Origin of the sequence: Paraneptunicella aestuarii (assembly GCF_019900845.1) — a bacterium.
Classification (GTDB): Bacteria; Pseudomonadota; Gammaproteobacteria; order Enterobacterales; family Alteromonadaceae; genus Paraneptunicella; species Paraneptunicella aestuarii.
Genome location: NZ_CP074570.1, coordinates 3,258,986 through 3,270,896, shown reverse-complemented (window position 1 = coordinate 3,270,896; position 11,911 = coordinate 3,258,986). Strand labels below are relative to the sequence as shown.

Genomic DNA, 11,911 nt, shown 5'->3' with positions numbered 1-11,911 from the left:
AGGGGGTTGGTAGCATGAGTTTAAATGAAGCACAATTTTCTGATTTGGTCGATGAGTTACAGAACTCCTTCGATACCATTGTGGAAACGGGGGATGATCAGGAGTTGTTTATTTCAGGCTACGTGAATGGACATTTCTCTCTGGTGGCTAGCCAGTGTTTTAATGAGCAAGCTTATTCTGTTGCTGCATTAGACAGCAAGATGCAATCCAGCTTCAATCATGCTTTTGCTGATGGTGAGTTGCAGGAGGAGGATCAAGAATACGCTCGAGCCTTTTGGCAGTCTTGTTTGCAGAAAATAGGGTAGTTGAGCTTTTCTTGTGGGTTCTGGCGCTGATTTATCTTCGATTTGTTATTCCTCAATTGCATCCTCTCGTTTATACCTACTTTGATTATTGGAGTCTTTGGAAGCCATTCTTAACCCGACTGGCGAAGACGCCATGGATACTGAGCAAGCCGCGAAGTTGATAAAAGGTTTTAAGAAAAGTATCTAAAAGGAAACCGGGTTAAAAGATCGAAGACACGCTGCAAGTTCATCCCTGAACGCTCGACCTCGTCATCCCTGACGAGGACGGTCTTCTAACCTTTTAACCCGATTTCCTGAATACATCCGGTCAAAATTAAATAACGATTTGTGTCATTGGTTTTGGTTAACCAAAAGCTTGAGCTGAATTACGGGGAGGTGTGTTCCTTTCGGCAAAACGTCAAATTCAGGGATGAATTTGTCGAGCGTACAGGGAAGTATTTACAGCGTTTTTGACGAAAGGGATACACCTCCCCTGAGTGTGCAAGACGAGACATGTAAACAGACAAGTCGCTCGGAATATAAAAAGTAACTCTAGATAATAGAACCGATAGAGCATAGTGTAAGGATGGGGTCTATCGAAAATAAAGCGTCAAAATAACAACTGGCTCAATTATTGCTTTCAAAAATCCCAAAGAATATCGTTCGGGATAATTCACCATATTGTTATGGTCATATATTCTGAATATCGAATTTTGAACTTTGGGTGGTGTTAAGGCTTATGAAAGCAATGCTCAACCGTCGCAACATACGTAATTTAGTACACTTGAGTACCATCATTTTTATTATGATGCTGTCTGGGTGTGCAAAGGCCAAACAAGACGCCTGGCAAGCTCATCCTGGTTCGCAATACAGCTCGCAACATAATCCGTTGGGGAATATTGAGTATCACACTTCCATGCTGGCTGACGAGTTGTTTGCCAACTTCAAGCACAGTAAAAAACGAGGTCAGTACCGCTTTGCTATCGCTGGATTTGTACCCGTTGTGGACATGCAACATGATCCCAAAGCCCAGAGTCCTTTGATGTTATTAGGACATCAATTAGAGCAGGGTTTAATGACCGAAGCCTCTCGCCGTGGATTTATTCCTCAAGACTATAAGATTACAAACGATATTATCATCAATGAGACATCCGATAGAGTGATGAGCCGTAACCCGGACGAGCTTTATCAACATAATCTGGGTATCGATTTCTATGTATCCGGCACAATCACTGAGCAGCAAAATGGCGCAATAGTGAATGCCAGAGTGATACATGTAAAAACAAAAGATGTGGTCGCCGCAGCAACTAAATTTTTCCCGGCAGAGCTTTTCTGGACGCAGGAAAAAGTGACGACCCGAGGTGGCATGATCTACCGTACAGGCGCTAAATAGGCGGGAGAGAATTATGAATAAGCATTGGATATTAACAGTTACTGGCCTGATGGCTACTGGCTTGCTGTCGGGTTGTGCCAATTTGTCTGATTGGAATTCTTCCTGGTTTGCAACCCACGAAAAATACTCACAACAACATTCGCAGGATATGGATGTGGTGAATGTGCGCGAAGTCCCTGTGCTGGACGAAGGCAAGGATATGGCAAAGTTAAACATGCCAATCATGAACAACTCTCCGCAAGTTGATAACTTTGGCGCTTTAAGCGAAGAAGCGACTTATACCAGCAATCATGCCTTGTATCGTGGGCAAGCTTTAACCAAACATGTGGGCGACTATGTACAGAACATGGCGCAGGATCTGATTTCCAATATGGAATATCTCACCGATAAAACACCCGTCGGTGTGACTAATTTTGCTTTAATTGACAGTGATTTACAGAAAACCAACCTGTTAGGTTATCAATTGGCAGAGTCTTTTATGCATGAATTGCATAAGTTCCGCATTCCTGTGATTGATTTCAAAGCTACGCAATATATTCGTGTGACCGAACAAGGGGATTTCCTGCTTTCCAGAGATTTTCTGGAGTTAAAAAACAAGGTTGCCATTGACTACATATTGACCGGCACCATGACTAAACACCAAGGTGGTTTTTTGGTCAATGCCCGTATTTTGGGCATGGAATCTAAAGCGGTGGTGGCCAGTGCTCAGATGATGATCCCTTTCTATATTGCTGATGCCTTGATGCCAACCGATGATGGCATGGTTGATGGTGTTAAAATCCGTCGAGGTGAATAATATGCGAGCTTTAACTGTTGCCGCTTTTGCATTTGCTAGTGTGTTGAATCTTGGCGGCTGTGCAACCAATCTCATTACTATGCAACAAGCTCAACAGCAGTCTGTTGATATGCCAGATCCTCTGCGTAGTAAAGGCATGGCGGCTAGTCATACTGAAGTGGCGACAGCCGTGACGCCGGTATTGATACCGCCTGCAAACAGCTATCAACCTCGTTATACCCATAAAACCATTGATGATTATGCCGAGCAAATCACCATGCAGCTTATGCAGCAGGCTCGTCATCTTGATGGTAACAGTCGTATTGGTGTTGCCAGTTTTGTCTCATTGGATGCGTCGTTACAAAAAACCAACGCTCTTGGAAACCAGCTTGCCGAAAGCTTTATCAAGGAAGTCCAGGCGTATGGTATTTCGGTTGTCGATTATAAGATCATGAAGAATATCGATGTTTCTCGCGATGGCGACATCATCTTCAGTCGTGATAATTGGCAGCTGTCAGGTGCTGATATGGATTATGTATTGTCTGGCACTATGCATCGAGATGAAAAGGGCGTGAGAGTGAATGCCCGTATTATCTCTCTGGGTAATAAGTCGGTGGTGGCATCCGCTCGAGGTTTTATTCCTCATTTTGTGGTGAATGCCGTCGTGCCGGAATATGTGTTTATTCCAGCTGAGTAGCCGTTTACTTCAGACCTTTTTCTCTACGTACAAGCTGTTTTATCAGAAAACGATTCGGGTTTAGCGCATTGAGCTGATCCTGTGATAGCGGCAATGGATTGCCGGTGATCTGGCAAACTAATGCCTCTGCCAGCAATGGCGCAGTACATAATCCACGCGATCCCAATCCTGTTAACACATACAAATTACGATGATCTTCCGGCAATGGATATCTGTGTGCGGGTAGAGCTTTGTACGCATCTTGATATTGCTGTGACTGCTTGGCGATATCAGGCACATTTCCCATCAAAGGCAAGTGATCGAAAGTAGAACAGCGTATTCCGGCTCGTCCTTGTTGCTGAGGTGCTAATTCATCTACCCAGGCTGCTTCAGGTAGTGACTTTTTCAACATAGACAGGTTGAATGTTTCATCCTCAGTGCGAAACTCGGTATGGGTATCGTTCTTGGTAAAGGTGGCGCCCAATGCATGAGTGCCATCTAGTGCTGGCGTCATATATCCCTTATGGCACAGTACGGTTGAAAGTTTGTTGGATTGTTCTGTTGCTTTGATAGTTTCGACTTGTCCACGAACGGCTTGCATCGGAATGTCGTTCAGGGGCGCTAAGTGAGCGGATTCATGACCTGTTGCGAGGATGACGATCGGCGCAGCGGTTTCACTATTATCATGCCATTGCAAATGCCATTGTGAGCCATTAGGCGGTGCTTTTTCCGGTGCAGGTTGAGTCAGGCTTAGCAAGCGCTTGTTATAGTGAATGTTTAGTTTACCTGTTGCTTCAGCAGCCTTCGCTAATGCCTGAACCAACTGCTTTGGGTTTATCCAGCCAGCTTGGGGCAGGAATAACCCGCCTCGTCCTAAAGATACATTGGCGATGGATTCCGCTTCTTGCATATTAACCTGCCGTACCAATTCTTCAGGCCAGGCTCCTCTTTCGGATAGCTTACCTTGTCGTTCTTCCTGCTTATGGTTAAACCCTAATAAGAGTACACCACAGTTTTCCTGTTGGAACTCATAACCTTGCTGTTGTAACCACTGATAGCGCTGTTTAGCAAATAAAAAGCATTGGCTATAGAGCTGGCTTGGACGGGTAAAATCCACGGTTAAATGTGGATAGAATCCGCCTTGAATATTGCCTGACGCGCCAGTTGCCAGTTCATTATCGGCGCAGTACAAATCGACCTTTATACCTTTTTGCACCAGTGACAGGGCACAGTTGAGCCCGGCTAAACCGGCGCCTACAACAGTCACTTCTGTAACGGGCTGACTGGAATCTGCGGCATGGCGATGCCAAAAGCCAATGCCTTTTTTAGAATCCAAAGCTTTATTTTCATTTATACCCGTATAAACGCCGCGTAGCATCTCTCGTTTTCTGCCATAGCCTTTGCATTTTTCAACGGAGAAGCCGTTATCTTTGAGCCCGCGTTTTACGATTCCAGCAGCGGTGAAAGTGGCAAATGTAGCATCTGGAGCACTGTATTTGCCCAGAAAGTGAAACAGACTGTCTTGCCACATATCCGGGTTTTTACTGGGAGCAAAACCATCTAAAAACCAGGCGTGGACGCTATCGGTCAGACTGTGTGGCAGCGCTGGCATGAGTTCATTGACATCACCTAGCCATAAATCCAGATGAATCGAACCAGCGTTAAAGGTCAGTCGATGGCAGCCTTCTATGGCAAGTGGATATTGCTCAATTAATCGTTCTGATTCCTCAGCAAGCGAAGGCCATGCCAGCAATGCGCGCTGTAAATCTTCACGGGCAACAGGGTATTTTTCAAACGAAATAAAATGTAGTTGTCTGAGTGGATGCTCTGGATTCTGTAGCCTAAACTCATTGAATCGTTTTATGAGCACCAGGAAATTGAGGCCAGTACCAAATCCGGTTTCTGCCACAATGAAGGTCGCTTGTTGCCAGTTTATCCAGCGCTCAGGAAGATGATTGTTTTGAAGAAAGACATATTCGGTTTCCTGCAACCCGTTGTCATTGGAAAAATAAACATCATCAAAGGCAGTGGATACGGGAGTTCCTTTATCATTGAATTGAATTTCGGCGGTTTGAATTGGCAAAATGCGACCCTATAAACAGCGGATTGTCTTGAGCGGATAAAATAGATTGCGCGAATGTTACTGAATTCTTGCGCTTTCGTCATGAGTTGGTCACAAAAAAGCAGACCACTTTTGCATTTTAAACAGTTACAATAGCCGCAATTTTTTATCTAAGGTAGCACAATGAGAAGAGCTGTAATCACTGGTCTGGGCATTGTTTCCAGTATTGGTAATAACCAGGAAGAAGTATTGGAATCTCTGAGAACCGGTAAATCGGGTATTTCCCGAGCGGAGGAATTTGCTGAACTGAACTTGCGTAGTCAGGTTTGGGGAAATGTAGATATTGATACTAAAGCCCTGATTGATCGTAAAGCATTGCGCTTTATGGGCGATGCCGCAGCGTTTGCGTATATTGCCATGCAACAGGCAATTGAAGACAGTGGCTTGGAAGAATCTGATATTTCCAACCCTCGTACAGGATTGATCGCCGGTTCGGGTGGCGCATCTTCCAAGTGGCAAGTTGAAGCTGCCGATATTTTACGTGAAAAAGGTGTAAAGAAAGTCGGCCCTTATATGGTTCCAAGAACCATGAGCAGTACGGTATCTGCCTGTTTGGCAACACCGTTTCAAATCAAAGGCGTGAACTATTCCATGAGCTCGGCCTGTGCCACCAGTGCTCACTGTATTGGTGCTGCGTTGGAGCAAATTCAGCTGGGTAAACAAGACATCGTGTTTGCGGGTGGTGGTGAAGAAGTTCACTGGACGCTTGCAATGGAATTCGATGCCATGGGGGCGTTAACAACCAAATTTAATGAAACACCAGAAAAAGCCTCTCGTACTTACGATGCGGATCGTGACGGTTTCGTTATCTCTGGCGGTGGCGGTATCGTTGTTGTTGAAGAGTTGGAACACGCTTTGGCGCGTGGCGCGAAAATCTACGCTGAAATCGTTGGCTATGGCGCAACGTCTGATGGTTACGACATGGTGGCTCCATCCGGTGAAGGCGCGGTACGTTGTATGCAACAGGCAATGGAAGGCGTGAATTCTCCCATTCAGTATTTAAATACTCATGGCACATCTACGCCTGTAGGTGATTTGAAAGAACTGGAAGCCATTCAACAAGTGTTTGGCAGCAACAGCCCGGCGATTTCAGCAACTAAAGCTATGACAGGCCATGCGTTAGGCGCGGCGGGTGTGAATGAAGCCATTTATAGCTTACTAATGATGCAGCACAATTTTATTGCGCCATCAGTGAATATCGAAAATCTGGATCCTCAAGCCGAAGGGTTGGACATTGTAACCAGTATGCGTGAAGCAAAGCTGGATACGGTTATGTCTAATAGCTTTGGTTTCGGCGGAACCAATGCCACCTTGGTATTTCAACGCTATTCATAAATAGGGTTTGAATCAGATCTGAACATTGCCAGGGAAGGCGAAGTGTTAGTTTTATTAGACTTGGACAGTTTTTTGTTCTATTTTGTTTTGGCTAGTTATCCGGGAGGTTTCGGCGATGGCTAATAATGATAAACGAACACAGACCATTCAGACTCAGCAAAGCAGACAAAATCAGCCGAGTCAAAATCAACCTAAAAGCAGTGCAGGTAACCCCTTCAATGCCAATGCTGCCGATAGTAATGAAAAACTAAGGCATCAGGCTTACGAAGCGGCGTATCAGAACAATAAGCCCGGAGCCATTAAATTCCCGGGGGCGGAGAAGCGTCGACAGGATACATCCACTGCTCAAGCCAAAACCTTTGTAGAGCGCCGGGATTCCTTTATTGCGTCAAACGATTTACCGCTAAATAAGCATTACCATAAAGAGCGCGATAGAGCTAACCACCCTTATCCGGGGCGACAAGGCCATAACCAGCAAGTGGAATATATTGATCGCAATACTCAGCAGCGACAAAACTATGCTGTGAATTTGCAGCAAGGGCAGTTACAGCAGCAAGGTATTAAAAGCACTCATCACGATAACACAGTTGATCCCTCTAAACTGGGTGACAACAAGGTCATGTTCACTCGCCGAGGTTCTAATGCCGACCAGCTATTGGCGATGGTGAAAGAAAAGCAAAGTCCAGATAAGCAGAACAAGCGAACTCAACACAGTACCTTTAATTCTGGATTGCCTGTAGCCAATGCAGGCTATCTAAATTTTGGTACTAACAATGAACTTCGTAGTGTCACTATGTTGTCAGGGCATTATCAACCTAATCAAACCAGCGCGGTTAAAATGGCTATGTGGGCTGACAAGAACCGGGCTTTTGGTTCTTCCACTCAGATACAGGATATGCAAGGCAACCGTATTGAAACAGGAATGAAAGAAAGGGTCAAAGCTGTTAATAATTGGGCTAAGAAGCACCCTAAACCCAAGACATAGACAAACAAACCCAATTAATTTGCAAAGACTTTTTCGTACCAGTTACTGTACTTATCAATTGCTGAATCAAAGGTGTTTTCTGGAGCCCATTGGAGCAGATTGTTGATACGATCACAGTTGTAATAGTGATCGCTGGCAATCAGCTCTAACTGATGCTTTCTAACACCGTACTTCGTTAGCTTTTCGTAAGCGGATTCAAGGTCAATTGTTGAGTTACTGCCTTCCAGCGCTAACTTGTTCTCACAATATTGAATGACTTTTTTTAGCTCGACAGGTGGTTCACTGACGTGAAAAATTCCGTCCGTTGAGTCAGGGCACTGAATGAGCCGTAATAAATAGTCTGCCAGGGTATCAATTGAAATTACCGACAACAGCGCTTTGCCTTCGTTGATTGGTGGTAGCCCCGCTTTGCAAAAGGTAGCAATACTGGGAATAAACCATTTGTCACCCGTTCCGTAGATAAAAAGGGGGCGCAGAATGGCACTTTCTTCAAACTCCAGAATGGTGTGTTCCGCTTGCAATTTGGTTATGCTGGTGAGGGATTCTGGTTTGCAGGCGACTTCACTCTCTTTAATACCTTTATGAGTAGGGCCTTCATACACGGATGCATTACTGACATAAATAATACGTCGAACACCCGCTCGTCGTGCTTCCTCAACAATATTTTGGCTACCTTGCACATTCACTTTTTGAGCCAGTGATTCATCGTTACCTACATAATTGGCAAGATGCAGGATCGTATCTATGTCGTTAAAAACCCCATTAATACTTGCGTTGTTGCTAATGTCGCAGCAGATATAGTCGTAGTCTGTAGCATCGTCAGGTAGTTGATTATGGAAGATTGGCCTTACATTTAGCCCATGAGCTTTAAGTTTCTTAAGCGCGGTAGAACCAATGAAACCGTTTGCTCCTGTAATCGCAACTTTTTTATGAAGGGCACTTTTTACCATACTGCACCTGCTGTACTTAATACGTGAATTGGGCTTGAAAATAAGAAAAGGAAAAAGAAACCAAGAGCAAAAGCTTGAGGCCAACTTTTCGATTGGGATATAAAACGTATAAATCCTATGATGACTAATGTGATTTGGGCGATCACCAGTGTGCTGCTAATAATAGAAGACCAGGCTTGAATGACAAAAATAAGCATATAGCTACTAATTGCAATGCCAAGCAGTCCAAAAGTTAGCACCGTAATTCCTGACGTTTTAGAGCCCAAAACTGAGGAATAGAACTTGGCATTACTCGTGTCCCAAGTTGTTTTTCGCCCCATTTCGTAGTGAAGATAGGCGCACATCATAGCTATTGGCCATAGCCAAACCTGAGGTGTAAAAGAGCTGCTCAACAGTTCCTGCTGCTCCACGACGGAAAGCACCAGATAAATGCTAAGTAGAAATTGAACAGGATAAGTGAAGATTAAATTAATAATGACACTCTCTTTGAAGCGTTGAGATTTTGATTCTGCCAGTAACAAAAGGCAGGCATAGATAATGTCTGCCACGATAATGAACGCAGCATTTGGGAACATAAAAAAATTCAACGTTAGTAACACAAATACGATGCCAGTTGCCGTAAGAATAAGATCTTTATGTTTTAATGCTCCTGTTACGAGCACTCTGTCTGGGTTGTATTCTTTGTCATATTGATAATCTTTTATTTCATCAATCAGGGTTAAAAAGAATAAGGACAGATACACACTAAAGCCGCGCACTATCGATTCAGAACCAAAAGACCATTGGGATTCTCCCAGTGTCAAAAACACCAGGCTTTCAATACCCCATGCCCATAAAAAAGCATAGAGTAGATACATGGGAGAGAAGGCTGTTGAGAACAGAATACTCATACCTGAGAAGTATCTTGTCATTTATGCGACTTCCTTTTCATCATGTTCTAAATCCACCGTTCCCGCATCGCCATCAATTTCAATCATTAAGCCTTGTGGAATTATACTGGTTGCATTGTTGATACCAACCACGGTTGGAATACCAAATTCCCGTGCCACGATAGCCGCATGAGACAACAACCCGCCTCTTTCTACAATAACGCCTTTTGCGGATGCGATAAGCGGTGTCCAACCAGGATCCGTCGTTTTAGCAATCAATATCTTTCCTGCCACGTCATGGTTACCTTTAGTGGGATCAAGTACAACACAGGCATGAGCTTTTGCTTTTCCCCCAGACACACCCAATCCATGGAGCATGTTTTCATTGTCAGATAAGTGACTATTTCCTGACAGACCGTATTTTCTGCCATGCTCCCAAATCATAAACTCAGCCAGAGTCAGTGCCTCGCTTTCCGTTTGGAGCTTCTTGCGAAGTTCGACAAACTCTTTTATTCCCGAATATAGGAGCTTGCCTTGTAATGTATCGGTGATTTCCTGGCTGGATAAATAAAAGATATCTTCCTTCGCGTTCAAATAACGCCATTGTACAAATTGCTCTCCAATGGTGAGCGCTACACGTCTTATCTCAGCCATATACAGACCAAATATCAAACGACCTCTTTCTCTGTTGTTGAGGGCTCTATTGGCAAATTTTTTAATGAATGCCTGAGATATTCGAGTTGACCACGGAAGAGAGCTTAAATCGGGGTCATTTTTCGACTCTTGATGTTTTGCCCCGGTATGCGGCGAGTTCAAATGAGAAGCGACTAAATCCCAGAAATAGTCATGTTGCTCTTCGAATGTGGGGGTGGTTAATACCGACTCGTTATAGCTGCGTCCTCCAAATTCATCCATAAATCGAGAGAGTCGTTGCTGGATCTCTTTGCCTGCAATAGATTCCAGTTGCGCGTAGTTTTTACTATTGAGTAAAGCGGTTAGCTCATTGTCTTTGGAAATGAGGTTAGCAATTTCCTGGATCAGTTTTGCTGAGTCGGTGCTTTCTACAACAATGCCACCCAATAGAACTCGCACTGCCTCGGCCTGATTCTGGGCTGATAATTTCTCAACATAAAACTGAATAAGTCCTGAGGTTACCAGCACTGAGAAATCAGCTAAGCCCGCGGGCCCCCAGTTTTTTCCTGACCATTGATTTATTTCATCCCATAATGAGTTTAGCTCAAGAGGTGAGCAGGAACGTGATGTTATGTTTCTCCAACGTGATTTGGCTTGCTTGAAAGATTGCTCAAATTGGCTGAGCTCATTTTCCAGATTAAAGATACGCCAGGAGAGGGTCGCAAATGTACGTAATCGAGAGGCGAGATAAGACGCCCCTGATTTTTTCGCTTTAGGTACCTGGGTTCCTGGTACAGTTTGTCCAACGTAAAGATCGAATCCTCTTCTTATCCAGGTGTTCAAGGGGCAAGCTTCTATGACTGCATACCAGTTAGAAAGGTTGTAAAAAATGGAACCTTCATGAAAAGCAAGCAGGGCATTTAACATGTTGTCGGTATGATAGTGCTTATCAAACGCCCCAAGGTGTTGTAACGAACTACGCATATATTGGGAGTAAAAGTTTTCGGAGACATCTTTTGTTAAAGGGGTTAACTGGCCCGGAAAGTTTTCAGCAATATTTGCACTGGACAGTATGTTAGCGTTTTCGGAGAAAAATGCGGTAACAGGGCGAGCTTGCAGGATGTAGATTTTATTGTCTTTTACTGCCCATTCAACATCCACTGGGTAATTGAACATCGTTTCGATTTGATAGCATTGCCTGGATAATTCGCTTAATGTGTCTCCCCATGCTTTATCGTCCACTCCGATGACTTTTTTGGTGAGTCGGGAAACGTAGCAACGCTGCGGAGTGACCGCACCATCTACAAGTTTATCGCCTAACCCGTCTACCCACTCAATGACACCATTGTCGGCGCTTTTTTCACTGGGATTTACTGTGTACGCAACACCGGCTTTGTCGGCATGAACCAACTCCTGAATAACAACGCCCATTTGAGTCAGGGATTCACTGCCTTTGGCTTGGGCATAGCTGGCAACTCTATCCAAAAATATGGCAGCCCAACATTCGCGAATGGAATCTTCCCAGTTGTCTTTTCCTAAAAAGGTTTTTAACTGTCCGGCTAATGAGTTATCGAAGCCATCTTCACCGACTCCAGAAGAGCGAATTGCGACGTCTTTGCCTTTAAAAAACGCTTTTACATGATCCAGTTCCTGCACCAGCTCATCGGGAAATCGGCCTTTAATGATGGCTTCTTGAGCACCACTGGCTTTTAGGTCGATATTGTTGAACTGGCAATATTTTTCGAATGCGAATGTGGTAAGTGCATAAGCATCGGGAACAGTAAATCCCTCTGCTATTAGTTCGGCTAAGCGAGCTGCCTTTCCCCCTACATTTTGGTTGGCACAAAGATGTTTATTTTTCAATGAAACAACAAGTAGAGTCATGGTTA

The 11,911-nt window shown here is 44.3% G+C and carries 10 protein-coding genes; 6 read left to right on the top strand and 4 right to left on the bottom strand.

From position 1 onward, the window contains the following. Positions 1-14 precede the first annotated feature (14 nt). The 4 genes from KIH87_RS12325 (at position 15) to KIH87_RS12310 (ending at position 3,149) form a co-directional block, all read left to right on the top strand. Positions 15-305 (top strand): YfcL family protein, encoded by a 291-nt coding sequence (locus KIH87_RS12325; RefSeq protein WP_232358167.1) that lies wholly within the window; start codon positions 15-17, stop codon positions 303-305. 718 nt (positions 306-1,023) lie between these two features. After that, positions 1,024-1,677 (top strand): FlgO family outer membrane protein, encoded by a 654-nt coding sequence (locus KIH87_RS12320; RefSeq protein WP_232358166.1) that lies wholly within the window; start codon positions 1,024-1,026, stop codon positions 1,675-1,677. Positions 1,678-1,690: 13 nt separating this feature from the next. Beyond that, positions 1,691-2,473: a FlgO family outer membrane protein gene (locus KIH87_RS12315; protein ID WP_232358165.1), complete on the top strand. Its 783-nt coding sequence runs from the start codon at positions 1,691-1,693 to the stop codon at positions 2,471-2,473. A gap of 1 nt (position 2,474) precedes the next feature. Beyond that, positions 2,475-3,149, top strand: a complete 675-nt coding sequence (locus KIH87_RS12310; RefSeq protein WP_232358164.1) for a FlgO family outer membrane protein — start codon at positions 2,475-2,477, stop codon at positions 3,147-3,149. 4 nt (positions 3,150-3,153) lie between these two features. Here KIH87_RS12310 and mnmC read toward each other — a convergent pair whose 3' ends face one another. Then, the gene (gene mnmC, locus KIH87_RS12305) at positions 3,154-5,211 is read right to left on the bottom strand and encodes a bifunctional tRNA (5-methylaminomethyl-2-thiouridine)(34)-methyltransferase MnmD/FAD-dependent 5-carboxymethylaminomethyl-2-thiouridine(34) oxidoreductase MnmC (protein WP_232358163.1); all 2,058 of its coding nucleotides are present in this window, start codon (positions 5,209-5,211) and stop codon (positions 3,154-3,156) included. Between the two features lie 162 nt (positions 5,212-5,373). Between mnmC and fabB the strand changes: the two genes are divergently transcribed. Together fabB and KIH87_RS12295 are read left to right on the top strand one after the other, a co-directional pair. Beyond that, positions 5,374-6,585 carry a beta-ketoacyl-ACP synthase I gene (gene fabB, locus KIH87_RS12300; protein WP_232358162.1) on the top strand — a complete coding sequence of 404 codons (1,212 nt, stop codon included), beginning with the start codon at positions 5,374-5,376 and terminating at the stop codon, positions 6,583-6,585. 115 nt (positions 6,586-6,700) lie between these two features. Beyond that, positions 6,701-7,570, top strand: coding sequence for a hypothetical protein (locus KIH87_RS12295; protein ID WP_232358161.1), 870 nt, complete (start codon positions 6,701-6,703; stop codon positions 7,568-7,570). 14 nt (positions 7,571-7,584) lie between these two features. On the opposite strand, the gene KIH87_RS12290 is transcribed toward KIH87_RS12295, so the two are convergent. Genes KIH87_RS12290 through KIH87_RS12280 form a run of 3 tightly spaced genes read right to left on the bottom strand, consistent with a single transcriptional unit; the run spans position 7,585 to position 11,906 of the window. Continuing rightward, entirely contained in the window at positions 7,585-8,520 is a 936-nt protein-coding gene (locus tag KIH87_RS12290) for an NAD-dependent epimerase/dehydratase family protein (RefSeq protein WP_232358160.1), read from the bottom strand. After that, the gene (locus tag KIH87_RS12285) at positions 8,514-9,431 is read right to left on the bottom strand and encodes a UbiA prenyltransferase family protein (protein WP_232358159.1); all 918 of its coding nucleotides are present in this window, start codon (positions 9,429-9,431) and stop codon (positions 8,514-8,516) included. Before KIH87_RS12285 ends, KIH87_RS12290 begins: the two co-directional genes overlap by 7 nt. Then, on the bottom strand, positions 9,432-11,906 hold the full coding sequence (locus tag KIH87_RS12280) for a PEP/pyruvate-binding domain-containing protein (RefSeq protein ID WP_232358158.1): 2,475 nt from the start codon (positions 11,904-11,906) through the stop codon (positions 9,432-9,434). It abuts the gene before it with no gap. Positions 11,907-11,911 lie beyond the last annotated feature (5 nt).

What these genes read in the sequence shown, in the direction of transcription:
- KIH87_RS12325 (WP_232358167.1), top strand. Translation starts at nt 15, where the DNA reads ATGAGTTTAAATGAAGCACAATTTTCTGATTTGGTCGATGAGTTACAG.
- KIH87_RS12320 (WP_232358166.1), top strand. Translation starts at nt 1,024, where the DNA reads ATGAAAGCAATGCTCAACCGTCGCAACATACGTAATTTAGTACACTTG.
- KIH87_RS12315 (WP_232358165.1), top strand. Translation starts at nt 1,691, where the DNA reads ATGAATAAGCATTGGATATTAACAGTTACTGGCCTGATGGCTACTGGC.
- KIH87_RS12310 (WP_232358164.1), top strand. Translation starts at nt 2,475, where the DNA reads ATGCGAGCTTTAACTGTTGCCGCTTTTGCATTTGCTAGTGTGTTGAAT.
- fabB (WP_232358162.1), top strand. Translation starts at nt 5,374, where the DNA reads ATGAGAAGAGCTGTAATCACTGGTCTGGGCATTGTTTCCAGTATTGGT.
- KIH87_RS12295 (WP_232358161.1), top strand. Translation starts at nt 6,701, where the DNA reads ATGGCTAATAATGATAAACGAACACAGACCATTCAGACTCAGCAAAGC.
- KIH87_RS12290 (WP_232358160.1), bottom strand. Translation starts at nt 8,520, where the DNA reads ATGGTAAAAAGTGCCCTTCATAAAAAAGTTGCGATTACAGGAGCAAAC.
- KIH87_RS12285 (WP_232358159.1), bottom strand. Translation starts at nt 9,431, where the DNA reads ATGACAAGATACTTCTCAGGTATGAGTATTCTGTTCTCAACAGCCTTC.
- KIH87_RS12280 (WP_232358158.1), bottom strand. Translation starts at nt 11,906, where the DNA reads ATGACTCTACTTGTTGTTTCATTGAAAAATAAACATCTTTGTGCCAAC.